The sequence below is a fragment of the Candidatus Nitrosocosmicus oleophilus genome (genome assembly GCF_000802205.1).
Classification (GTDB): Archaea; Thermoproteota; Nitrososphaeria; order Nitrososphaerales; family Nitrososphaeraceae; genus Nitrosocosmicus; species Nitrosocosmicus oleophilus.
In genome coordinates, this window is record NZ_CP012850.1 from 2,520,519 (window position 1) to 2,545,557 (window position 25,039).

Sequence of the window (25,039 nt, forward strand, 5' to 3'; positions counted from 1 at the left end):
TCTTAACCTATAGTATTCCTAGTAACAGGATAATACCAAGGACGAAACCAATGATCCATAGAGTTTCAGGGATTACGAAGAAGAATAGAACCTGGCCAAATTTTTCAGGTTTTTCTGCAATTATGCCCATACCTGCTGCTCCGATACCTTGTTGGGCATTTCCAGTTCCTATTAATCCTCCTGCTATAGCTATTGCAGCAGCGATGGCCACTAAGGACTTATTTAAACCGGCATCTCCAGTCGTGTTTTCTTGTGCAAAAGCTTGAGGTGTCAAGAGCGTAAAAGCCAACAATGCAGCGCCTGCAATTACAGGTATCATAAACAACTTTGAATAACGAGATTGTTTCATTAATAATTAAAGACCTGCGGTGGCATATTAATAGGTTTTTTTAAAATAATCCAAAATTCTCTGAGTTTTGTTAGATTATGTAATTATACATACAAAATTTCTGAAATTTATGAATTTAATGGTCCTAACATTTGGCAAGGGTTGAGATCAGAATGAAAGGAAAAGCATAATTAGATTAAATTGATCTCAATTGCCAGAAAATACCAATATTCTTATGAAAGTGTTTTAACAGAGTAAATCCTGACATGAATATCAGCTTGTAATTAGAATGGTAATCCCACTAGTATATTTGCGCCGTAGGTCTCAAATCTATTAATTTGAAAAAGTGCATATCGAGATTATCAGGTATTAAAATAAAGGTTACAATAAGTCGTCTCTATTTAAGCCAGACGTAGTCAAAAATAACTAATCTTGGCTTGAAACAAATCATCCCTGGGTTTTAGACTCAGACTAAATATTAATAAATAAATTAAATTATACAAAATAATCTTTTATTAAAGAACTTGAATTTATAGTCCATAGAACGATCTTGTTACGAAGTATCCTAGGGCTAATCATCCTATCAATTCTTAGACGGAATGAACATGACGTTGTAAATGTATATGATACGTTCTCAAATCTGATGAGAATAGCTACTGGAGGGAAGCTACTAAATTTTGGATACTGGACGAAGGATATTATGAACCCCCTCCAGGCACAGATACAACTTACAAAATTATTTGGAACTTACGGATCCTTTGAGAAGGCTCAAACAATATTAGATGTAGGAAGTGGTTTCTCCATTCCAGCGCTACATTGGATTCATAGTTATTCTAATCTCAAAATTTATTGCTTAAACATTAGTTTGAAACAATTAAAAAGTGCAAATTCTGATATAGGAGAAATTCAACATCCAGAAGATGACAAGTTAAATCTATCACCGACTAAAAATATTGACAATAGAATATTTCACATTAATTCAACTTCAACATCGATGCCGATTAGAAATGAGAGTGTAGATAGGATAGCTGCTTTTGAATCAGCGCAGCATTTTAAACCCATCGCCCAATTTATACATGAATCAAAACGCATCCTGAAGAATTCAGGGCAGCTTATAATGGCCATGCCGATCATAACCAATAATTCGGATCTAATACCATTTTCCAAAAGTTATAACCTCGGAATACTTGCAGTAACTTGGGCCTCTGAACATTATAACGTTAGCTTGTTGGAATCTTTGTTGCGTAAGGATGACTTTGAATTATCAGAAGTAGAATATATTGGAGGAAAAATCTATGGACCTTTGGCCGATTATTATATTCAAAATCGTGATAGATTAAAGTCTGAAATAACCAAGGAATACCCCAAATTTCTTGAAATAATTCTTTATAAATCCATGATAAAGATGAAGATAGAGTCTGATAGAAATTTTATTAATTATGTTTTAATAAAGGCCACAAAGAAATAAAGAATTTCAAAATGATACTATTGTAATTAGCATAATTAACATTTGATTAGGGCAAAATTGCATTGAAAATACAAAATTATCTTTCTAGAATTGATCATAAAAGCCAGTAGCTTGCAAATACCCATGAAACACAAGCGCTAGACAAAGGGAAGACTAGCTAGGACAAACCTAAAATATCAAATTGATATCACTTTCCGACCCTAATAGGTAGTAATAATAAAACAGACGTTTATTCTAAATTCTTAAAAAGTATAACTACAAATAAACTTGAAAGTACTATCAAATAGAAGTTAATTTTGACTCATTTACGATCTGATTCATGTATCTCTGTTACACAGTTAAAAAAAAAATACGGTGAAAAGACAGCGCTAGATGAGGTATCTTTTGAGGTTAATTACGGGAAGGTCTTTGGATTCCTGGGCCCTAATGGTGCAGGTAAAAGTACAACCATAAACATCCTCACAACCCTGCTATTACCCTCATCTGGAAATGTAAAGATTTTCGGTCTAGATGTTAACAAAGCTTCCTCAGCAATCAGGAAGAGAATAGGAGTTGTATCCCAACAGCCAAGCTCAGAGGCAAACCTAACCGTGGAGAGGGCAATGGACTTGTATGGATTAATGTGGGGGATAGAAAGGACCAAGAGGAAAGAAAAAATCACTGAAATAATAAATTCATTTGATTTACAAGAAATTAGAAATGTTAAAAATGACGAATTATCTATCGGCCAAAAAAGAAGAGTACAAGTTGCTAGAGAATTCATTCATGAAATGGACCTCTTGTTTCTCGACGAACCTACGGTTGGGCTGGACCCTACGGCTCGTCGAGTGTTACTAGATTACATAAAAAGCCAAGTGAAATCAGGACTTACTGTATTTTTTACAACTCACATTATGGAGGAGGCAGAATATTTGTGCGACGATATTGCTATCATTAATAGAGGCAAAATAATCGCCTTTGATACCCCCCTAGGTTTGAAAAAAAAATATGGGAAAGAAAACATAATCCAAATCCAGATAAAGGAAAAGATTTCTGAATTGATTTTGAAATTGGCGTCAAATGTTTCACCCGATTCTCAAATTATTAAGGATGGGGAAAACAGCTTGAAAATAACTTCAATAGATCCCCAAAACACCTTGACAAAATTAATTGAAAACTTTACACTAAAAGGAATAAAAATAATTAATGTATCAATTAGTTCACCCTCTTTGGAAGATGTGTTTTTGACTATGGTGAAATAAATTAAAAGATTTTGGCTAGACCTTGATTCTCAACATGGAAACTGCAGCAATAGAGAACGCAACTAATGCTAGAATAGTAATTATGATTACTTCAAGGTTAACAAAGTCTGAAACTTGAGCGTAGACTCCGGCACGTGTTATGTCGACTATGTAGGTCAGTGGATTCATGTAAAAAGCTGTTTTCAGAGGTTCGGGAATGCCTTCAGCCGGGTAAAAGGTAGTACTCGCGAAAGCGAAAAATAAGAAAATTCCGTTGCTAATTACATTGAATCCTTCACTACTCTTCAACCTTGTTGAAATTATGACAGTAAATGATCCAAAGAAAATTGACCCAATGATAATGGCATACAGAGTGTAAGGGATGCTCCATAGAGTGGGTTGGGCACTCCCTAGTATTGTAGGAAGTCCAATTATCAAGATTAACAAGGCACTTGTCAACCCCATCAGCATGATCGTTACCAAATTACTAAATATGTATTGTTCCTTGGTAAAGGGCATTACCAATATTTGTTGAAACATGCCATTCCGCTTATCGGTCCAAATAATACTACCGGCCACTGTACTGCTATTCATGACATTGAATCCAATCATCCCGACGGCTAAAAATGATGGATAGCTTACTAATATTTCTCCCAATCGTATTCCCTGATTTCCCAATAACGCAGAATAAGCATATCCCGATATGAAAATATAAAAAATTGGAAAAATAATTTGCCAGATTAGGAAGACTTTATCGATAGATGCGATCAAGTTCCTATAGGTCAAGACAAGTATTTCAGTAATCATTATCCATAAACCTGGGTGATTCATTTATAATCTTAAGTCATGATTAAAAAACCGGGTAGATTTCCGAAATGTTTTCGACAATTCACAGTTTTATTCTCTTTGGCAAGCCTTGATGTTTGAAGATTTTTATGTTTTCTAGCACCAAAAGCCACAAATAACCTCAAAGTTCTAGACAAGATAGCTGTAATTATCTTTATAAGAAAAATAAACAGATTCTTTTAGAGGGTGGATAAATGGTTTGTAAAATAAATTATGTGTAACATATTCCCTAATATATGGATTGAATTTCATAATTGAGAGCAAAATCATTATTTAAATAATGTCTAATTTTAATTTAGAATATGTCTACATCAACACCGAATGAGTCATCGAAAGATTTCGTAACTTCTGAAAACGCAAATGAGCAAATACAACTAACGAATTTAAAACAATCTAAATTTACAGAATTAACAAGTTGGCTTCAAAGTTGGGGGTATAAAGTGGTAGACAAATCTAATGATGTTAACATCACAGGCATAGAATTACAAGCAGAGATAACACCACAGGTCCCATATTCCTCAGGATTAAGCACGCCTTTTTACTTGGAATTTCAAGATGATTTAAGCGATGGATTCGTATTAAGAACAACATTTGAATTAGACAAAAATATAGAAATACATTTGAACACCCAATCAAGGGCAAGAGAAATTGAACTAACCTATATCCAAATAAATCAAATGATACTACCGTTAAGAATTTCTATCATAAGGGACCACCCATTTATTAAACTATACAAAGTGGTTTTTACCAATGGGCTAAACAAACAATATTTTTTGGATTGTATAACTGATTTGATGAATTCAATGTCGTTAATAATTGGTAAGTGGGATGAAAAGTATTACAGTGTTCCCCCTAAGGAAACCCCTAAGGAAACCCCTAAGGAAACCCCTAAGGAAACTAAAGGGAAACAGGGGAAAAAAATTGATGACTTAGAATTAGAGGAAATACTTAATGGTTAAGAAGTTAACAAGTTCAATCACCACTTCATTCAGATAAATCCAAATTTAGAGGTCATATTTTGCCAAGTAGTTTTCCTATGTGGTTCTCTCCAAGAAATAATTAGACAGAATCGATAGTTCACTATCCCTGAAAATCCGGGCATCGCGTAGATATCTATTTCTCTATATAACCCATCTATTAGCATTAGGAGAATTAGTTAGAATTTATTTACAAACTATCATGAAATTAAATAACAAGTTTAATAAATAATGATACAGAAATAATTCTAATAAGCTGATTTGAAGAGATGGATCATTATGAAATATTAGGGATTGCTAGTAACGCTTCGTCGAGAGAAATAACATTTGCTTATAGAAAGTTAGCATTGCAATACCATCCAGATCGGAATAAAACTCCACTCGCAAATGATATGATGTTAAGGATTAACACTTCATATAACATACTTTCCGACCCAAATAAAAGAAGGGAATACGATGCATCTAGAAATAAAACCGAAATTCAATACTCAAAGTACGATACTAAAGATAAAAAGGATATTTTCAACGAAACAGCTGCTAAGAAGGGAAAAAGGGAGCAGAGTAGCTCGGTTGGAAGGAATTACGTCAAATATGTGCTTATCGTCCTGTTAACCCTAAAATTTGTAATACTAGAAATTAGAAAATTGATACGACGACTATTCTATAGTTTATGACATTATATCAGAAGTTGAAGCTTGGGCCTATGATAAGATAGTTGAGAATTGGTATATTTGAGCATGATTACATAATTAGATTTTAAAATAATTATGGTTCTGACTTGTTAATAATATAGTTTGCAATCTTCCTATGTATTAATGTGAATCCATGCTAGTTGTCGAACCCATTTACTGACAAGATCTCGACAAGTATGTATCTATGAACACCTGATACATACCAGTTTTGAACACTATCTCATTGGTCGGTATAAAGTATCGCTATTTCAAGGTTAGAATCGTAATGTAAATCAAATTCATTTAATAGAAAATTATATTTAGATTTTAAAAAAATAAAATGCGCGTCTTTATTTATTTTTATTCCTTTTTTCCAATCCCAAGTGTTGTTTGTAAATCAATAAAAAAATGGTCTATTGTTTAGTTATTGTGGGTAAAATATTGGTTGCAATATCCTCCAAGTACATTTGTATATGAGGCTCTATATTCCAGATTTTCTCACTTTCAAATAAATGCCCGTAGCGTTGAGAACTCCCCATGAGCTCCCTTTTACCTAATTTATCTAGATAGCTACTCTTGACACTGGTTTCGCTGAATCCATTCTTTCTAGCTAGAGAATCTAAAAGATTATGGATCCCTGAGCCATGCTGGGCTGCCTCCTTAATCCTATAAGCAATTTCCTTGGGAATACCCAATTTTTCAGCTAATCTACGATGAACTCTTTTTCCTAAATTGTCATATATATCAGTACCCCCATTTTGGATATTTAATCGCGGATCGATTCTCAATACAGTATCAATTAAGTGTGGATCGAGAAATGGTTCTCGCAATTCTACGCTCTGCGACATGGTTATCTTATCTTCCCTTTCAAGTGTTTCCTTGTATAATAACTTTACATCCTTAATCATGTACTCCAGTATCTTGTCGTACCCATATTTCTGTACAATTTTAGAATACCATGAATAGCCACCAAATATTTCATCGGCGCCCTGACCTGTAAGCATGACCCTAATCCCTTGTTCCCGTGCCAGTTTTACTGCCGCATAAATTGGTATTGCAACCTCAACTTGACCCATATTATCATCTTCAATCACATTTATGATCTCTGGTATCATTTTTTCAACTTCATTTTCGGACAACTGATTAATCTCCAAATGAAGATCCAGTTTTTCTGCTATCTCTATAGAATTTGTAATATCGTTTGAATCCTTAATTCCAGATGTATAGCAAATGACATCAGGAACCATCTGTTTGGCTAAGTATGCAACAATGACACTATCAATCCCGCCAGAAAAGACAATACCAATTCGACTGAAATCCCTTACCCGTTTTTCAACAGACTGGATCAAAGCATCGTTGTAGGCATCCAAAGCAGAATCAATATCTTTATAGGTTATGGGATATTTCGTACGAATTGACTTACTTGTATTGACCGTTATAGGATACAACGTTGTATTGTAAGCATGTTCGTTTCCTGTTCTAGAGATAGTCAAAGCATATCCGGGTAATAGCCTCTCGATCTTGTTAAACATTTTGATATTCCATAATGCTTTCTTTTCTGACCCGAACGCAATAAATCGGTCATTTTCACCATAATAAATTTGCCTTACCCCAATACCATCTCTCACGAGTATGATATTGCCAGTTGATTGTTCTCGGATAGCCAAAACATAGATTCCGTCAAGTTGAAAAACTGTCCTTTTTACAGCCTCTAACAAATTACCCTTTGTTTTTTCATAATGATCTTCTATCAAGTGTATGATAACTTCACTATCAGTAGATGTCGTAAATTTATGACGGGCTTCTAAACTTTTCCTCAATTCTCTATGATTATAAATCTCTCCGTTGTGCTCCAAAACCAGTTTGTTGTCACAGCTAATAAAAGGCTGTGAACCACATGATCCACCGACTATGGCTAATCGAGAGTGCCCTAGTACGTTGTATGCATTAGCCTGTGCAAAAAATAATTTATCAAATGTTTTTGAGTATACTATTTCATCTTCTGTAGCCAATCCAACTCCGTCAGGTCCTCTGTTTTTCATGCATGTTAACATTTTTTCAATTAACGGTGCTACGTTCTCTCCTTTCTTACTTAATATTCCTACAATTCCACACATTTTAAAAAATTCCTAAACAATTACTATTGTATAACAAGATATAATAATAACCTCATTACTCAAATTTAAGTATTACACTTTATATACTACATATAATTTAGCACTTCAATAAGATCTGGATTGTGAATTATGTTTTTGCTTTGTCTAATGATGTCTTGATCTTTTGGCATAAATGCAATACCCAGACCCGCTTGCTTTATCATGCAAATATCTCCTCTCGTATCCCCTATGGCAATTGTGTCTTTAATATGAACACCATACTTTTTCGCATAATGAGTCAAGTGAAATCTTTTACAAATGGAAATGTTACAGAGACATCCAATTTTCTCCCATCCTAGCGGCATTTCGATTTCACCAGTGACCGATCCGTCTTTAATAATTAGCTCATTGGCTGAACAAAAGTCTAAATCAAGTTTTTTTGCAACCACTTGAGCTGCTATGCTGTAGCTATCGGTTATAATACCAGTTTTGTACCCATTTTTCCTAAACCATGACACAATTTTATCTGCATTATGCATTATTGGGATAGAATCAATAGAATCGACTATCTCCTTCTCTTTGATACCCTTAAGAACGGAAGCTATTAATCGGGTTTTCTGATATCCAAGAAGAGATGGGTCAGATTGAATCAAACTTACTTTATCGGTTAAGTTGAACTTTCTAGAAATCACTTCTATTAATCTTCCCTGGATCAAAGTGCCATCCATGTCGAATGCTACAAGTTTTGTTTTCACAGTCATAGTCGATATTAAATAATATATCGGGATGGGTATTATTATGTGCTCACCCATAAGTTTTGTGGAATAGGTATTATTATGAGCTAAATTATAATGAGGTATGAAACTTGATTTCCCCCCTAGATTTTCGGAGAGGATAGGAGCCATTAGTCTCCATGCCGTCCAGAAGATTTATGAATTGGATTCAGGAAAGTCTCCCGAGTTTCACGGTGGACATAGGACGATCCGAGCGTTTGATCATGATGAGCTTTCAAGCATCTTTAGGGATCTCGCAATTGTCATACCTATAAAAAATGAAAGATTAAGGTTAATAGAAGGGGTTTTAAGTGGAATTCCTAACGAGTGTATGGTTGTTATTGTTTCCAATAGCCAGATTTCCCCTGTAAATCGATTCTCAATGGAAGTTGAAATGATCAAGCAATACTCCCAATTTGCAGATAAGAAAATTATAATCATTCATCAAGGCGACCCGGATCTTGCAAAGATATTTGAAGAAGTAAAATATACATCGATTTTAGACTCAAAAAAACAGATCCGCGATGGAAAAGCTGAAGGCATGATAATAGGCATTCTAATGGCTAAAATGCATAATAAAAAGTATATTGGGTTCATAGATAGTGATAATTATTTCCCAGGAGCAGTAAACGAATACTGTAAGATATATGCAGTCGGATTTGGCATGGCATCTACACCTTACAGCAATATCAGGATTTCCTGGCTTTATAAACCAAAAATAAGGAATAACATCTTGAAATTCCCTAAATGGGGGCGAACATCAGAGGTAACTAACAAGTATTTGAACGCATTGCTTTCATACATTACCGGATTTGAAACAGATATTATAAAGACCGGGAATTCTGGGGAGCATGCCCTTTCGATGTCACTAGCAGAAAATTTGAATTACTCAAGTGGGTACTCTATCGAACCATATGAATTTATTAATATTTTAGAAAAGTTCGGTGGATTGCTCCCTACAGATTCACCAGATATCGTTGAAAAAGGAGTAGAGATATTTCAGATCGAAACTAGGAATCCTCATTTTCATGAAGAGAAAGGAAAGGATCACCTGACAGAAATGCTTCAAGCATCGCTACTAGCAATTAGCAATAGTAAAGTTTGCAACATGGAACTCGCAAAAGAAATAAAAGAACACTTACTCAGATTAGAAACTTTATATAAAAAAGATAAGAGCGGAAAAATAGAATCGAAAAAGTATTTCATCATGGATCCAATAAAAACAATTCCTATTGATAAATTTGGTGAATTGGTAAAAAAGAATGTAAAAACGTTCCACAAGATTTAGGAGTGAATTTTAGATCACATATTGCTGCCTCGTTCATATCAAGAAAGCCAAATGATTCGATGGTAAAATTTCTTAATTTAATATTTTTGTTAAAAAAGACTAAAAGCTAGTTAGTGTGACTATCGAATCTAGTGTAACATATGCTAACCATTGCGTAATTTAATGGGTACATTGATCATGTATTTACATTGAGAAAAGACTAGTAGACTCTTCATTTTAAAAAAAATTGTTCCCTCAAGGATTGCTTTCTGCATGTACTGGCATCGCCTCCTGGAATATGAGCAAAATTAAGATAAAATATCTGTATGAGTTATTGATAACTCATGAGTTATAGTTTGATTTTTTGACTAGTTAGAAATTCTGATTGGTTCATTTTTATTAAGAATAATGGGGTTACACAACGTTACACTTAGGTTCAAAATGATTTTAGTTAAAGCTATATATCTCTAACTCTGACCAATGACTTTTTCTTTACTTCATTTACTTTGAAATTAATTATCTCCATAACGATACATGGAGATCTGGATACGAGGTTAAGGTAAGATTATTTTGGTATTCTGGTTATCACCTTTAGGAGTAGGGAAGAGTCTGAGAAATTTACAATTTATCATTGTGCCTGGAATAGTAATAGGCATAATTGGTGGTATTCTGCTTTTTTTTGCAGCATATAATTATTACCCTCAAAAGAATGTGAATATCAATTTAAACGGCAAATGCTATGAGTTTTTAGATGAAGCCTACCAAAAATACCAATATTTAGTATCCCTAAGAGAAAAGGAATTATTAAAGTTGCAGATAGACTCCCTAGGGGAGTCAAATACATTTGTCCCTATTACATTTAGTGGGTCTAGTGATGAAGTAGATAACATAATAGAAAAATTTGACGTCAACGTCACAGAAATACAGACAATAGGCGACCAGAAAACACAAGTCGATAAGAAGATAGTAAGAGGTGTTGCCAGCAGTACAATTCTTGAACAAATATTGAATAACATTTCTGATAGTGGTGCTGATAACACTACGAATCCGATTCCTAAGATTGGCATCTTACCTAATAGTGGCATTTCAGCGTCAGAGAGTGCAAAAATTAGTGATAATATTGATCAATTCATGATCAGCGGGCTAAAGAAAATCATAGGTGAAAAAAACGGAGTAAAGGCAACAGAATGCAGGAGCACAATCATATATAATGATTGATGAACTCCAAAATGTAAATGGTTACGTTTATTACTTTAGTCATAAGAAAAGTCAAACTCAGTCCAATTCGGTAGGGCAGATGTGAATACTGGATCTGTCACCTTCATGGAAATCCAGATGCTGAACTCTTAATTTTTTTATCTAATGTGAAAATGTTGTCTGCTTAAAAGCCCAATAGTCAGATTCTACAAGAGATCTATTTGACCACTTTATTTATTCATAAAAAATTTGATGCAACAAATCTTGAATTCATTCAAAGATGGAGAAAAAGAGGTTTTATGAATCATTTCTAGTTACTAAAACTACATACCAGTTAGAATCTTTGACATTAATAGACTTCCAAAACATCCACACCTGATCTTTTACATTAAATTTGTCATAAGTAGTTCCAGTTTCATTTCCTGTGTCTTTTACTAGATCAAAATAATCAAAAGTCTCAAGCATTTTTTGCTTGGTCAAATTACCAGATGAGCTCAAAGATGAATCATTTTCATGACTACTAGAATAAGCTGGTCCAATTTTTAATTTCTTGTTATCTAAAAACTCTGTACCGTTATGATCGATCAAAATAAATTGATCTTGATTAATTAGAGATAGACTCTTGAACAAGTCTTCTAAGGATTTTAAATTTATTATTCCCACCCAGTACCCACTTAGAGAGCTTGAACCAACTTGACTTTCCAAATCACCAGTAGGAGAGTAGACTGGGACAGCTATAGCTATTGCAGGGGCATTTATAGAAGCAGACATGAAAATCGAACTAATATAGGTTTGATTATTTTTAACAACTCCTTTATACCATTCTCTATCTGCAAAATTAATTCTTGGAAGTTGTTCTTGATCCATATATGGTTCTCCCAAATAGATATCTCCATTTGGTAATACAAAGAAAATACTTGCAATATCAGTATTTCGTTGGAGGATATCTTTTGCTAGATTTCTTTTGTCCAAATCTAAGGTAGAATGGATGCCGTTATAATTACTGCTAACATTCTTTAGAAATTGTACCTCCTTAAGGGTTTCGTCTCTGCTTGATATTTCAAGGTCATCTACTGCTCTAGATATTTTGCTGTCTAACAAGTTTGCAAAGAGGTTAAGTATGGTAAACTTATCAGTACTGTTTAATGGTAGTTTATTAAGATAATCTGATGTTTGGCTTCTGTTATCAAAATCCAGGGCGGTACTATCTTTGGTCATTATGGGGTAAAGGCACAAGGCAACTGCAGACATCGTAATGATAAGAATTAGTTTTCGAATAGTTAGAGTTTGAAGAAGAATTTGTTTGGTCATATCATGTAATCACTGAGGACACTTGCAAAGTTGATAATATTTGTCTTGTGTTTAAACTTAAGTAACTTATATCTATGTGACTAAGTTCTTATGATCTTTCATCAAAGTGTGACTGAGACCTTTTCGGATGATTCCTGGGTTTGTCAAATAATTCTAACTAAACACTGACATAATAAAACTAAATCTGTAGTTTTTTCTTTTTTCTTCAGGGTTAGTTACAAATGAAACGAGAATTTTAGTAAAGATGGAAACGGATTTTAACCAAGAAAAAAAATTATTGTGGATTTGACTCTAAATAGGTAGTTGACTCGTCTAACACCTTGTTGATATCAGCGATATTTTGCTTGATCTCATCTATAGATGCATTTCCATCGATCTGTTCACGGAGTTTTTCCCTCAGTAGAGCCTCACCTTTATCAGATAGGGCTTTACCAATTGGAGCTTCAATGTACTCAAAGTTGTCCAAGTAAGCAGCTGTGGCTAATTCTTTGGCTTTAATTTTATCGTTTGATTCGTATGCAGAGACAACATCATTTAGTAATCCTCTAATTTTGGCAATATAGTCTTGGGATGTTGGATTGGTACTGGCATCTGAGGCAGTGGAGGAACCATTTGTGCTCAAACCATTGGTTATCTTCTGAATTATTTGTTCAACAACAGCCTGGTCTCTTAGATTCTGGAAGGAGTCTGTCAGATTTGCAAAATTCGACAACAATGTCGTAATTACACTGGTATCATTTGAAATGTTTTTGGTATTATTGAACATTGTATTTGCTCTATCTAAGAATGCAGAGCCATCCTGATACTCCAAGTCCAATGTAATATTACCCCCTGCAACTCCCTCTTTGTACTCAGAAGCGGCAGTTTTTAGTAGATCTTTTATGACACTAATATTGTGTTCAGCAGTATTTAGGACAGCTGATGGTATGACTGTTGTTATTACATTATTGGACAAATCTATCGAGGACTTTCCTTTGTCTTCAAATTCTTCTAATGTAGTATTATTATTAGCGGCTAAGCCGGCCAATTGATTCAAATCATTGAAATAGGTATCATTTAGATTACTATCGGCTGTAGATAATGGGATAGTGACGAGTGAAAGTACTTCGTCGATTGGATGAAGTGTGTGACCTAAGGTTAATTCAGTATTATTGTGGAATTTATTGTACTCAGCCTTTTCAATGTGGCCTATGATCTGTTCAATATTTGAATGAAACCCGGTATAATCTGTCTGGTTTTGTTGTTCAGTACCATTGTTCTGACCCATTACCTGATTTGGTAAGGCAAAACCAAATATCGCGAGTGTAACTACTGCAGTCATTAATCCAGTGATCAAATTATTGCTTTTATGTATATGCACAATGAGAACCTTCCTTATAATATATTTATATTATTATTCAATTCTCCGGACTGAGAATGAAGAGGTGGGTTTGTTTCTTCTTTGATTATTGTATAGATATCACCCCATAAACAATGCTTAGTATTTAGATTAATTTTTCGGTTACCTACGGAATTGGAGAATATTTTCACCCCGAATTAGCTTGAATCAGACCTGAACGGCAAACCCGCCAGGTTAACTAACCTGCATCTTTAACGACCAAACTCTTTCTCTGTTTTTCTTGACTTTATTGTGTCAAGCCATTTTGTCGCAAAGCACGTCCGATATAGATAAAAGTTCAAATTACACACAAACAACAATTTAAAATTTCTTATAAGCAAATATCAAACCTTTTTAGAATTATAATTCTATTGTACTTAGATTTGTCCGGAGAAAAAATAGCAAATATTGAGAACGTGCTGGTACTTCAAGGTGGTGGGTCACTTGGTGCTTTTGGGTGTGGAGTGTACAAGGCATTGGTAAAACATCATCTGGATTTGGATTTAATTGCTGGGACTTCAATTGGTGGGATTAATGCTGCCATTATCGTAGGCAGCCGAAATAAAGATAGGCCTGATGAATTATTAGAGGAGTTCTGGCTCGAGCTTTCTGAAAATTTTGTTAATAATGATAAATTTTTCGATTTTTCTAGACCAAACCTAATGAAACAATTCTATGAAAATTTTGTCTATCCACTTCATAATAATGATATGATCGCAAATTATGTAGAAATGAAGAAGGGTCAACAGATCAAAATCAAACAGCTAGAATCATTCTTCAGCTCTGCCGCATTTGGAAATGAAAAGTTTTTCAAACCTAGGTGGTTTTCTGAATATGCGGCTTCTGATCCCGAATACTTTACACCAATGAAATGGACTTACCTTTATGACCATAAACCTTTGATTAAGACATTGGATAGATACATTGATTATGACAAGTTAAGACCGGGTGTAAATAGTAACCCACGTCTTATTTTGACCGCGGTGAATGTGCTGGATTCTAAAGCTTTAATATTTGATAGTTTCAAGCAGCAAATAGAGTCAAAGCACATATTAGCTACCTCTGCTTACCCACTTTACAATTTTCCATGGATAGAAGTTGAAAAAGGTGTTTTTGCCTGGGATGGTGGCCTTTTAAGTAACACTCCACTTAGAGAAGTGTTAGACGCATCGCCAGTCATTGATAAGAATATATTTCTAGTAGAAAATTATCCGAAGGCGGTTGACGCGTTGCCCGGTAATATAGCTGAAGTGCATCATAGGGCCAGAGACATTATTTTTTCAGACAAAACTGAGCACAATATCAAAATGTCCAGGGTAATTACACGTTATTTAGACTTTATTGAAGAACTTTATCAAATTTTTGAGAATAATGCTGACAAATTACAATTAGACAAGAATACCTTAAGTAAAATTCGTCGAAAATATAAGAAATATCATGAGGATCATGGAGCAGAGATAAAAGAAATATACTATATTTCACGCGATGAAATGTACCCTCATATCTTTGAAAATGCAGATTTCTCTCCGGATACTATCAAGGAATTAATAAAATCGGGAGAGGACAAAGCCAATAAGGTCATACAGGCTCATAAGCATGAGTAATTGCTTTGAGTTCAACATGGTTTGAAGAGGTTAATGTTTCACTCAAAAAAAGCAGTATGATGATTATATGACCACATTCGTCTGGCGATATGTAACATGTCATCCCAAGACAATATCTTTGTATTTGAACTTCCACCTGGTCGCTCTAAATAGAATCCAATCACCAAACTTTGAGAACAAATAAGTTGTTCTAGTTGGTATCTAGAACCAATTACTAACCCGAAATATTAGTATAAGATTTAAGTTGTTATTAGACATACCAAGGCGAATCCAATTCACCATTGGGGTTGTCCATAAATTCTCTGTATTTTTTCGATCTATCTAGTCTATAGTGGAAATAGCATTCTTACAAATAGCTTCGCTATTTTACTAAGATCTAATACATGTGTCAACAATATATAATTATGAGATTGATTTATCAAAGCATTTGACCGCTTCCTTGAATTCGTTCAGCTGATATAAGGAATTTCCTTTCATATACCAAGTATTGAAGCCCTTCGATGAAGATAGTTCCAGAGACCTATCAAAGCATTTGACCGCTTCCTCATACAGCTTCCTCCTATACAATAATAATCCTTCTAAATACCAATGATCTACTAAACCTAAACTTCCCGACATAACCAATAATATATTTAAGATAGTTTCTAATAAAGCTTTTGTTGTTATTTGATTAATATTTGCCATTCTTGCATGGAGATGGCAAAAACTTGTTATTTTTACTTATAATACCTTTAGGATGAATTAATAATTGTCAATGTTTGATAAAACTAATATCAAGAGAATGACAACATGATAGGATTAATACAATTGCTGCGCTAAATGAGTTTCAAAATTTGTTTGTAATGCTATATAATATAATAAGTGATGGTATTCTTTTAGATTTTTGTCACTCATGACAATAGCACCCAATTAGCTTGCATTGAACCATACAAACAAAATATATATACTAAAGTTACTGAGACGGTAACTCACTAATACGCTGTGTATTTTTTGTCTATCGATTTTTCAAAAAAATTCATTTTGGTACAGTCACTAATTCTTTAGAAACTCCAGAATACTGTAACAAAGTCAATGGTCTTGAAATTTATGAATGAATTAAGAAGAGTCATTGTCTTTTTATTAGCAAACAATGTCATAAGCATCAGTAACTATCCTTTGATAGATTGAATTGTTCAGATCAATCCTGTAATAATCTAATTTATCAGGATCGTACTTTTGTACGATTTCAATGATTTCGCTTTTCTTTTTTCTCTGAGATATCACATCCCGATGAGCATAACCGGTGACATAACTATAATCATTTTTAATAGCTTCGCCCAAAAATTTTATCCTTAAGTAGTGACCACCGGTGCCTCCCCAATAACCCTCCAGGATGCTGACACCTTCCAAATACACAGTGTTCATCGATCCCTTGTTCACATCTACCGTACCCGGGCGCAATTCATAATTTTCTAAAGGACCACCTTTTGCATAACCTATAATATCACCGGTTCTGTTGTTCATCCTAAGTGTTACCAAGATAGAAGATTTATCTGCGATTGTTTTTCTGAAGTAATCTTCACTTTGCCGCATCAATGTGGAAACTCGACTATTAATATCTAGAAGGATCTTTACCGTATTCTCATCAACTTTCCCATTTTGGCCTTCTGTAACAAAAATTAATCTGGTACCTCTTTTGGAATCTTTTAATCCTAATTCTTTATTCCATGATTCCTTGAAGTACGCTACGTTATCATAAAAATTTTTCCTAAATTCAGTAGGTACATTTGACATAATATAATCAAACATCTCCTTTTCTTCTACCATAAGGTTATCAAAAAATTTCACAGAATTTTTATTAATCACGGAAGGATGCCATCCCAACGCATGGGCGTTACGTCTAGCGATATCTCTAGCGTGTTCATAATTTCCCAACGCGTATCCAGCTATTCGCTCCGACACTGAAAGAAACCATCCTAAACTTCGAAAACGTTCTCTTGTCTTGAGATCACTAGTGGAAATTCCAGCTTCAACGAATAATTCATCAATCTTCTGATTCGCATATTGCTCAATTTCTCCTTTGAATGGATAAGCCGTCCTATGAATCAGGATCATTACTAAGTCTATATTTAGATTTGCCTTTGCGATAAATTCTCTAATTTTAGGATCATGTCTAATGAAAAATTCAACTGAATCCTCATTAGGTTTATCAAATTCCTTAAGTGGATCATAGTCATGAAATAACGCAGCTACAAATAAATAAGTAGTTTCTTCCTGAGATATTTTGAAATTTTCTATTTTGTTAATCCCAGAAATCGATAATAGCGTAAAGTAAACAGCTTCTAGTTCGTGTTGAATATTATGATAACCATAATAATCGGTGCCCAAGCCCTTTTTTGAAAATTCAGAAATGGTGTGACGCAGGATATCTTTTATCCATCTATCCTCAAAGCCCAAGGATTTGCCCAAGTCTATAATATTATTCTTGAGGTTTGATTCGGCCGTTTGTCCTTTGTGAAATTGTAGCCACCAAGGAAATAATTTTATTCTATTATAGAATTCAAACCCAATTAGGGTTAACCTACCAGGCAACCTATCTGTCGTCAACCCATTATTATTGTTTAGATCATCCTTTTCACTATCAGACGTATATTTCGATGATCTAACCACATTTCTAGAATTAGAAATCCGCGATATAAAATTTGCTTTTATGAGTACTGATCTTTATAATTAATCAAATAAATCATGGTTTTAGGCTCAAAGTATGAAATATTTTATTCGTAAGCGCAAAAATTAATATCTATCATATGGCCACCCCCAAGTATTTTATCACCGGAGATATAGAGTCTTAGGTGTATCGATATAACAGAAAAATAAACTCGATTTGACTGGTAGCTTTATTATCAGAATATTCTTCCCTACGACCAATCAATCATAGCGGATTTGTTGAGAAGATGATCAATAATACGAGAAAGTAAATTATATGTATGTAAAGTAATCAAATCCGGGATTTTCGCCTAAAGGATTCACCTTCGTGTGCTATGCTTATTCTTATATTATGTTTTCTCCCAATCAAAACACCCAACAAGAACAGCTTAGATATTTACCTATCCTTAATATCAGTAAAGATCTTGAATAATCAGACAAGGCGGAGGGATCTTAGCTCCAATAATCTATAATCACAAAATTTTTTAAATATTGGAATTAAATGTTGCAACTAGCCAAGTAATTCCAAACGGGTCCAATATTTTAGCCACTTTATCCACCTCGTATTTGTGTGTTGGTGTTTGAATTGATTTGCAACCTGCTTTCAATGCTTTATCATAAGTAACGTCAACATCTTTAACATAGATCCACAAGGAAAGTAAACTAGGGTGACTACTCTTCCGATTTTCCTCCAACATAATACAAGTATCACCGATTTTAACTTCCGCATAAAATCCTTTTTCTTCTTCAATTCGTTTAACAACAACTGCATTAAAGACCAATTCTGAAAATTTGATAAATTCCGATATATCTCCAATTACTAGATATGGATTTATCGTATGGTAACCCGGAGGGAATGGGTCTAATTCTCTCATGGTATTGTCATTAAATTGACCAAATATTTTAGTATATCGACTAGAACCATATTACCAATAATTTGAACATATCAATATTCTTACCTCAATTAACCAGATTACAGTAAATTGATGCTTTTTCCTATAGAATAATAATGCTGTTGCATGGTAAAAATTGGAAAAATCGTTACGTTTATTAGCATTTTTTACAACATTTCGGCATATACCAAATAATTAGAAAGTCAAAAGATAAAGGCCTAATACGATCTTCTTCTTAGCACGAATATTGAACCTCAGGATAGCCAATGTTATTAGTGAACCACTAGCTAATAGCAAGATTCCCATTGCAATGGGAATATCGATAATAGTGATTGTAATTATTTCGCTGTTGATGACTCGCCAATTATTGGACTACAATCACATAACTGGGAATATCATGTTCATTACGACTATTGTCGTATGTTATGGAATCGGCTCTTTTGTTCTCCTGAGCTTCGCTCACAGGGTAAGCAAAGAATTGAGGAGTAAATCACGTCTAAGCAACATTATGCACTGGACAGTGATTATTGTACAATTCGGAATTTTGATAACTTTGGTATTCATGTTAGTTTTCGGTAATCCAGAATATGTTTTATCAAAGTCGATATTTGCAGCCACTTCAATACTTGCCACGGTGATCATGTTGGTAATAACTTTTAAATTTTTTTCATGGTACAGGGCCAGTAAGTACAAGAATCCCATAGTTTTGTTCTATGCTCTTGCTGCATTAACCCTTGCTTGTTCTATTTTTGAAGACGCCAGTACAAAATTACTAATGGTCCAAATCATTTATGATGAATCTATACCAGATAATCAGATAATAGGATCATCATTTCAATACAAGGGGTCAGAGAAATATGATGGACAAGTCGTATTTGTCGAAACAAAGACGGATGAAACGGCCCTATTCATAATCCCTCAATCATATTTAGATTTATACAATTATCTTAACTCTATAATTCTGCCAGTGGGATTTATTTTCAGATGGATAGCCTCTACAATGCTATTACGGAATGTTTATAAGAAAATTGGCCCATTTCCAGTATATCTTTGGATTATAATATCTCTACCCCTTGTGCTCTATTTGATTGGTAAGATGCCAGGCTTCTTTTCAGGTGAAAGTCTTGCCGGGATTGACGAGGCATATCGATACTATTTTCGAATATTATTTAGAGTGGGAACGATAGCTGGGAACATATTATTTGGTTTAGCGTTCTTCATCGTTGCGAAGAAATTGAAATCGTCAAAGGTTAGAGATTATCTTATCTTAGCTGGTCTTGGTGATACAATAGTTGGGATTGCTCTATCTACTTCAGCAATAGAACCAACTTTCGGCGTTGCTGCACATTCATTAGTTCTTCTATCCACATATCTATTTACACTTGGTTTGTATGCTTCAGCTATTACGGTTTCCCAGGAAATGAAGTTACGACAATCAATAAGAGACTCGGCCATTGAAGAATCAAAACTTTTATCTAGTATAGGATCTGCACAAATGCTACAAGAAATAGAAAAAAAAGTTTTTGCAGTCGTAGAAAAGGAAAAAGCAGAATTTACAAGACATACGGGATTACAACCGTCGTTTACTGACCTAGACACTAGAGAGTATTTGGATACAGTACTCAAAGAGATAAAAATAATTCAAAATATTGACGATATTATTTCAAAAAGCAAAAATATCCTATCTGATTCTAAGGAATTTATTCTGTGCACTAGACCTTCTGGTTTAAGATTAGCATTTAATAACTATTTTGAAATTTATCAGCAGATCAGTGGAAATAGAAAAAACCACCCACACAATGGAATCAAGATCATAACATCAATTACAAATAGTAACGATATCGAAATAGTAAACAAGTTTTTGGATTTAGGAATAAGTATGAAACATGTAAAAAATCTACCCCCTATCAACTTTGCTGCATCAGAAAATGAAATGATTGCAACGATACAAAAAACAGAAGGGGGACAAATCCTTCAAAATCTGCTTACAACTAATGAACCAGCATATATTGAGCATTTTAATTCAATTTTTGATGAATTATGGGAAAATGGAATTGATATTAAAAATAGGATTAATGATATCGAGACGGGAGTAGACAATGAAGGGATAGAAATAATTCAAAATCCCGAAACGTTTGAAAATTTATTCTACAGTCTAATCATATCCGCAAAGGAAGATATTGTTGGAATATTTTCAACACCAAATGCATTTAGACGTCAAAAGCATGCTGGGACCCTTGATTTGATAAGAGAAAGACTAGAAACAAAATCCTTAAATGTAAGAATTCTGGTCCCTGAGGACAAATTGATTTATCAGACCATAAACGAATTTGAAGATCAAGGTATTTCAGACAGAATTAAAATTAGACTAATGGAACCAAGCATGCAAACCAAAGTGTCAATAGTGGTAATTGATAAGAAATACTCACTTGCAGTAGAACTAAAAGATGACTCTAAGGATACCGTAGCTGAGGCTATTGGATTAGTAACATATTCTAATAGTAAATCAACGGTGTTATCTTATTATTCGATCTTTGAAAGCTTGTGGAAACAAACAGAACTATACAAACAGTTGAAATTAAACGAGAGAATGCATAAGGAATTTATCAACACAGCTGCACATGAACTGAGGACACCAATTCAGCCAATCCTTGGGGCGGCAGATATTCTTAAAAATAACACACCTAGTTCCAGGGAAAAAGAGCTTGTAGAAATCGTAAGTCGTAATGCTAGAAGATTGAAAAAACTCGCTGAGGACATACTTGATGTAACCAAAATGGAAGGATACGCCTTAAACCTAAATATGGAAAAATTTAGAATTAGAGATATCATACTCGAAGATATTCACAATTGTGAAGCAAATTTTGAAAAAAGTAAGATAGAAATCAAGTATGATGAAATAGACGACTTACAGATTTTTGCAGACAAGGAGGGCATTAGTCGAGTTATCTCTAATTTGATTAACAATTCAACAAAGTTCTTGCCCAGCACGGGAGGTATTATCTTAATCACGGTTAAACTGATAAAGTTCCAAAATGATGACAAATCCCTTGATATGGTGCAAATAAGCATAACTGACAACGGAAGTGGTATAGATAATGAAATGTTACCAAAGCTGTTCACAAAATTTGCAACTAAATCATTTCACGGAATTGGCCTTGGATTGTTTATTTCAAAGAGCATAATAGAGGCGCATGGCGGGAAGATATGGGCCGAGAATAATCAGAAAGGACAAGGGGCAACATTTTCATTTGTATTACCATTTGACAATTCTGAACAGGGTAACAGCAAATAAGCGTAGTTGGGTTTGCGTATTGACCAAAAGAAAAATATTAATAGTTGATGACGAATTTGACATCACTTTTGTCTTTAAAATTATACTCGAAGAAAGAGGCTTTGCTACTGATATTTACAATGACCCAACCATTGCTTTATCGACGTATAAGCCATACTATTATGATTTAGTAATGGTTGATCTAAAGTTACCTGGAATGACGGGTTTTGAGTTATATAATCAAATCAGGATGATTGATAATAAGACCAAAATATGCTTTTTGACTTCTAGTGAGCAGTTTCACCAGCAATATCGTAGCAATGAATTTCAAGATTTCGACCCAGATCTTTTCATTCAAAAGCCAGTTGAGAATGAAGTATTGATCAATAAAATCAACAGAATTATTGAAATGTGATCTACTGAAAGGATATTCACTTAAATTCTACGATTAAGCCGCAATCTTTTATTCCTAATAATATGCATAGAATCAGACATAATTCCTATATTTTGATAACTGTTTATCATTCCCCCAAGTCAGCAAGCAATGGTTGTATAGTATCGACTCTTACTGACTTGATTACTCCGCTATTTGGTTCTAACAAATACAATAGATTTTAACCAATGACACCCCTCAGGTAATGAAATTTTATGAAATACAGGATCTAAAGGGGTGATTATGTTTAAATAACAATCACTTTTCCCACCATGCCCGGATGTAATATACAATAATATGGATATTCACCTGCTATTTCAAATTTGTATTCGTAACTTTTACCGGTACTAGATAGTGCTGTTGGACCTGCCAACCCGGAATCGAATATCTGAGATGCATCAGCGTTTCCCAAGCCCCCTGAAGTAACAGTATGAAATGAAAAATCGTCATTTGTCCACAGAACAGTCTGGCCAACGTTTACCATTATAGGATTTGGATTATAAGCAGTGTCTGTTAGAAATGTCGCTCCAGGTACAATTGATACTAATGTTTTATCTGTATTGGGTATTGTGACATTCCTGGGCACCGGGGATATCATATCACCTACTTTTTGAGCATTTACATATTGAAAATGTACTTGAAGGGAAACTAGAACTGCAGCCAGGGTTAACACAACCATAAAAGTAAGTGGGATTATTTTCATCAGTGGATATAAGTAAATTGATCCTTAATATTTCATATTAAATCATATTTGAGTCAAGTGCATTTTCGTAACATTCACTCACAATGTTCAGATTATTTTGATTTAGGGATTCTCGGACTAATCGAGGCACTTGCGCTCATTATTTCTTCCATAAAATCAAGCATGATTCGCAGATCTTTAGGTACGAGGCTGATTGAATATCTGTTTCGGTTTATAATTATTATACAATTATTTAAATAAACATTTATTTCCTCACCTCTAGCTTTCAGTAAATATCAAAAGAAAATGAATTTGAATCACCAAACCAAAATATGGTTAATTTTGATTTCCCTTTGGGTAATTAATGGTTCCAGCTTCCTTGCAATTAAAGTGGCCATCGATACGATCCCTCCTCTTTTGAGTGCCGGTTTGCGTTTTAGTATAGCTGGCGCAATATTATTCACAATTTATTTCCTTCAAGTAAATAGACGTAGATTGTGGGAACACCACGACCTAGATCATTCACAGAAAATACCTGAAGTAGGACAAAATATACGAGCTCAGGTAAAGGTGCCTAGAGAGAAGATTACACTCCAACAATGGAAGGACAGTCTTATTTTAGGTGTTACCTTATTTTTAGGGGGACAAGGATTGTTAACCTGGGGAGCCCAATACTTATCTTCAGGCATGACAGGATTGCTGAACTCTACTATTCCTTTATGGGTAGCGATTATAGGCTATTTGTTGTATAGATGGTTTAAGAAAGACACCCTTGGCAACAAAATGAATAAAGGAACTATGTTAGGTTTAGTCGCTGGTTTTGGGGGATTGATGCTCCTAGTGGGCCCTTCAATTGGTTCAGGAGACCTTGATCCTATTGGAACAGTAGCGTTAATAATTAGTTCAATCTCATGGGCCATTGGATCTATTTATTCAACCAGAGCCCAACTCCCAGTGAGCATATTGGCTTCTGCAGGTATGATAATGATCACTGGAGGCTTGATGCTTACTGGTGTGAGTTTCATATTTGGGGAGTATAGAGATTTGGATCTGACGCAGATCTCAATCCAGTCTATAGTAGCGCAAATATACTTGATAGGAATAATTACGGTTGTAGGGTTTACTGATTTTTACTGGCTCCTAAGGGTGACATCTGCCTCCCTCGCAAATACATTTGCCTACGTTAGTCCGGTGATAGCAGTGCTTCTAGGGGTGGTAGTATTGCATGAAAACATAACTCTAATTACCGTAATAGCTATGGTTATAATTCTGGCAGGAGTCGCATTGATGGTGACAAAAAAGAAGGCACCAAGCAAATCAAAACAGATCGAGTCTAGTTGACAAGGATATCAAAGATCCTCTGTTTTGAAAGTATTACGCTGGGGTTAAATTTAGTCGACCCACTTAGTGTGAGTCAAATTTTATACACCTATAATAAATTACTATTACCTTGTCTCTTGTTTTTTCATACTGAGATAAGACACTATCCCATCTAGACAAACCAGTTCTTATCACCTTCATCCAATTTATTCCACCTTCTTATCTCTATGGAATAATTTGACACTTTTAACAAAGAGGTGGACAATTTTGTGATATTCCATAAACGTTATATACATTGGGGTTCCTATTAATGGTAAGAAAATTCAAGTTGATCTAGCAAGAAATTACAGATTTGAAAGAATAATACATCAACAATAAATTATCAAGACAAGTAGGATTTCTTAGTGTTCAATTAGAGTTAGATTTGTTATTAGGGTTAATTAGAGTAGAAATTGAAGATCGAATAAATATCAAAATTCATGAAGGTATATTTCAATCCATTTTGCAATCGTATGCATCAAATCATGCTGTTAAATCATTATCATATTTCTGTTAGAATAATGGTTCGTCTAAAGGTAAGAAAGAATAGTTAAAAAGAACACATCCAATTAACTTC

Annotated in this window: 20 protein-coding genes; 10 read left to right on the forward strand and 10 right to left on the reverse strand. The window is 34.3% G+C overall.

Going from position 1 to position 25,039, the window contains the following annotated elements; translation table 11 throughout:
• Window positions 1-7 precede the first annotated feature (7 nt).
• Window positions 8-349: a hypothetical protein gene (locus tag NMY3_RS12150; protein ID WP_196816114.1), complete on the reverse strand. Its 342-nt coding sequence runs from the start codon at window positions 347-349 to the stop codon at window positions 8-10.
• Window positions 350-971: 622 nt separating this feature from the next.
• Between NMY3_RS12150 and NMY3_RS12155 the strand changes: the two genes are divergently transcribed.
• A complete protein-coding gene (locus tag NMY3_RS12155; protein ID WP_196816115.1) occupies window positions 972-1,796 on the forward strand; it encodes a class I SAM-dependent methyltransferase in 825 nt (274 codons plus the stop codon).
• 296 nt (window positions 1,797-2,092) lie between these two features.
• On the forward strand, window positions 2,093-3,037 hold the full coding sequence (locus tag NMY3_RS12160) for an ABC transporter ATP-binding protein (protein ID WP_196816116.1): 945 nt from the start codon (window positions 2,093-2,095) through the stop codon (window positions 3,035-3,037).
• A gap of 15 nt (window positions 3,038-3,052) precedes the next feature.
• Here the strand turns inward: NMY3_RS12160 and NMY3_RS12165 are convergent, their stop codons facing one another.
• Window positions 3,053-3,823 (reverse strand): ABC transporter permease, encoded by a 771-nt coding sequence (locus tag NMY3_RS12165; RefSeq protein ID WP_231100050.1) that lies wholly within the window; start codon window positions 3,821-3,823, stop codon window positions 3,053-3,055.
• A 341-nt stretch (window positions 3,824-4,164) separates the two neighbouring features.
• On the opposite strand from NMY3_RS12165, the gene NMY3_RS12170 reads away from it, so the two are divergent.
• Both NMY3_RS12170 and NMY3_RS12175 read left to right on the forward strand, forming a co-directional pair.
• Window positions 4,165-4,821, forward strand: a complete 657-nt coding sequence (locus tag NMY3_RS12170; RefSeq protein WP_196816117.1) for a hypothetical protein — start codon at window positions 4,165-4,167, stop codon at window positions 4,819-4,821.
• Window positions 4,822-5,108: 287 nt separating this feature from the next.
• On the forward strand, window positions 5,109-5,513 hold the full coding sequence (locus NMY3_RS12175; protein ID WP_196816118.1) for a DnaJ domain-containing protein: 405 nt from the start codon (window positions 5,109-5,111) through the stop codon (window positions 5,511-5,513).
• A 410-nt stretch (window positions 5,514-5,923) separates the two neighbouring features.
• Here the strand turns inward: NMY3_RS12175 and asnB are convergent, their stop codons facing one another.
• A complete protein-coding gene (gene asnB, locus NMY3_RS12180; RefSeq protein ID WP_196816119.1) occupies window positions 5,924-7,627 on the reverse strand; it encodes an asparagine synthase (glutamine-hydrolyzing) in 1,704 nt (567 codons plus the stop codon).
• 86 nt (window positions 7,628-7,713) lie between these two features.
• Complete coding sequence (locus tag NMY3_RS12185) at window positions 7,714-8,367, reverse strand: HAD-IB family phosphatase (protein ID WP_196816120.1); 654 nt, start codon at window positions 8,365-8,367, stop codon at window positions 7,714-7,716.
• A 97-nt stretch (window positions 8,368-8,464) separates the two neighbouring features.
• Here NMY3_RS12185 and mpgS point away from each other — a divergent pair, with 97 nt between their 5' ends.
• Both mpgS and NMY3_RS12195 read left to right on the forward strand, forming a co-directional pair.
• On the forward strand, window positions 8,465-9,667 hold the full coding sequence (mpgS, locus tag NMY3_RS12190) for a mannosyl-3-phosphoglycerate synthase (protein WP_196816121.1): 1,203 nt from the start codon (window positions 8,465-8,467) through the stop codon (window positions 9,665-9,667).
• 549 nt (window positions 9,668-10,216) lie between these two features.
• Entirely contained in the window at window positions 10,217-10,864 is a 648-nt protein-coding gene (locus tag NMY3_RS12195) for a hypothetical protein (protein ID WP_196816122.1), read from the forward strand.
• A gap of 276 nt (window positions 10,865-11,140) precedes the next feature.
• Here NMY3_RS12195 and NMY3_RS12200 read toward each other — a convergent pair whose 3' ends face one another.
• Entirely contained in the window at window positions 11,141-12,061 is a 921-nt protein-coding gene (locus NMY3_RS12200; protein ID WP_196816123.1) for a cache domain-containing protein, read from the reverse strand.
• A gap of 367 nt (window positions 12,062-12,428) precedes the next feature.
• A complete protein-coding gene (locus NMY3_RS12205; protein WP_196816124.1) occupies window positions 12,429-13,514 on the reverse strand; it encodes a hypothetical protein in 1,086 nt (361 codons plus the stop codon).
• Between the two features lie 401 nt (window positions 13,515-13,915).
• On the opposite strand from NMY3_RS12205, the gene NMY3_RS12210 reads away from it, so the two are divergent.
• Window positions 13,916-15,136: a patatin-like phospholipase family protein gene (locus NMY3_RS12210; protein ID WP_196816125.1), complete on the forward strand. Its 1,221-nt coding sequence runs from the start codon at window positions 13,916-13,918 to the stop codon at window positions 15,134-15,136.
• A gap of 402 nt (window positions 15,137-15,538) precedes the next feature.
• Here NMY3_RS12210 and NMY3_RS17095 read toward each other — a convergent pair whose 3' ends face one another.
• The 3 genes from NMY3_RS17095 to NMY3_RS12225 all read right to left on the reverse strand — a co-directional run bounded on the left by NMY3_RS17095 (window position 15,539) and on the right by NMY3_RS12225 (window position 18,696).
• Window positions 15,539-15,820 carry a tetratricopeptide repeat protein gene (locus NMY3_RS17095; RefSeq protein ID WP_196816126.1) on the reverse strand — a complete coding sequence of 94 codons (282 nt, stop codon included), beginning with the start codon at window positions 15,818-15,820 and terminating at the stop codon, window positions 15,539-15,541.
• Window positions 15,821-16,255: 435 nt separating this feature from the next.
• Window positions 16,256-17,785 (reverse strand): hypothetical protein, encoded by a 1,530-nt coding sequence (locus tag NMY3_RS12220; protein ID WP_196816127.1) that lies wholly within the window; start codon window positions 17,783-17,785, stop codon window positions 16,256-16,258.
• Between the two features lie 521 nt (window positions 17,786-18,306).
• Window positions 18,307-18,696: a VOC family protein gene (locus NMY3_RS12225; protein ID WP_196816128.1), complete on the reverse strand. Its 390-nt coding sequence runs from the start codon at window positions 18,694-18,696 to the stop codon at window positions 18,307-18,309.
• A gap of 265 nt (window positions 18,697-18,961) precedes the next feature.
• On the opposite strand from NMY3_RS12225, the gene NMY3_RS12230 reads away from it, so the two are divergent.
• Both NMY3_RS12230 and NMY3_RS12235 read left to right on the forward strand, forming a co-directional pair.
• Entirely contained in the window at window positions 18,962-22,009 is a 3,048-nt protein-coding gene (locus NMY3_RS12230) for a sensor histidine kinase (RefSeq protein ID WP_196816129.1), read from the forward strand.
• A gap of 19 nt (window positions 22,010-22,028) precedes the next feature.
• Window positions 22,029-22,403: a response regulator gene (locus tag NMY3_RS12235; protein ID WP_196816130.1), complete on the forward strand. Its 375-nt coding sequence runs from the start codon at window positions 22,029-22,031 to the stop codon at window positions 22,401-22,403.
• A gap of 265 nt (window positions 22,404-22,668) precedes the next feature.
• Here the strand turns inward: NMY3_RS12235 and NMY3_RS12240 are convergent, their stop codons facing one another.
• Window positions 22,669-23,124, reverse strand: coding sequence for a cupredoxin domain-containing protein (locus tag NMY3_RS12240; protein WP_196816131.1), 456 nt, complete (start codon window positions 23,122-23,124; stop codon window positions 22,669-22,671).
• 321 nt (window positions 23,125-23,445) lie between these two features.
• On the opposite strand from NMY3_RS12240, the gene NMY3_RS12245 reads away from it, so the two are divergent.
• A complete protein-coding gene (locus tag NMY3_RS12245; RefSeq protein ID WP_196816132.1) occupies window positions 23,446-24,444 on the forward strand; it encodes an EamA family transporter in 999 nt (332 codons plus the stop codon).
• Window positions 24,445-25,039: the final 595 nt, after the last annotated feature.

What these genes read in the sequence shown, in the direction of transcription:
- NMY3_RS12170 (WP_196816117.1), top strand. Translation starts at nt 4,165, where the DNA reads ATGTCTACATCAACACCGAATGAGTCATCGAAAGATTTCGTAACTTCT.
- NMY3_RS12150 (WP_196816114.1), bottom strand. Translation starts at nt 349, where the DNA reads ATGAAACAATCTCGTTATTCAAAGTTGTTTATGATACCTGTAATTGCA.
- mpgS (WP_196816121.1), top strand. Translation starts at nt 8,465, where the DNA reads ATGAAACTTGATTTCCCCCCTAGATTTTCGGAGAGGATAGGAGCCATT.
- asnB (WP_196816119.1), bottom strand. Translation starts at nt 7,627, where the DNA reads ATGTGTGGAATTGTAGGAATATTAAGTAAGAAAGGAGAGAACGTAGCA.
- NMY3_RS12225 (WP_196816128.1), bottom strand. Translation starts at nt 18,696, where the DNA reads ATGAGAGAATTAGACCCATTCCCTCCGGGTTACCATACGATAAATCCA.
- NMY3_RS12185 (WP_196816120.1), bottom strand. Translation starts at nt 8,367, where the DNA reads ATGACTGTGAAAACAAAACTTGTAGCATTCGACATGGATGGCACTTTG.
- NMY3_RS12240 (WP_196816131.1), bottom strand. Translation starts at nt 23,124, where the DNA reads ATGAAAATAATCCCACTTACTTTTATGGTTGTGTTAACCCTGGCTGCA.
- NMY3_RS12155 (WP_196816115.1), top strand. Translation starts at nt 972, where the DNA reads ATGAGAATAGCTACTGGAGGGAAGCTACTAAATTTTGGATACTGGACG.
- NMY3_RS12200 (WP_196816123.1), bottom strand. Translation starts at nt 12,061, where the DNA reads ATGACCAAAGATAGTACCGCCCTGGATTTTGATAACAGAAGCCAAACA.
- NMY3_RS17095 (WP_196816126.1), bottom strand. Translation starts at nt 15,820, where the DNA reads ATGGCAAATATTAATCAAATAACAACAAAAGCTTTATTAGAAACTATC.
- NMY3_RS12165 (WP_231100050.1), bottom strand. Translation starts at nt 3,823, where the DNA reads ATGATTACTGAAATACTTGTCTTGACCTATAGGAACTTGATCGCATCT.
- NMY3_RS12175 (WP_196816118.1), top strand. Translation starts at nt 5,109, where the DNA reads ATGGATCATTATGAAATATTAGGGATTGCTAGTAACGCTTCGTCGAGA.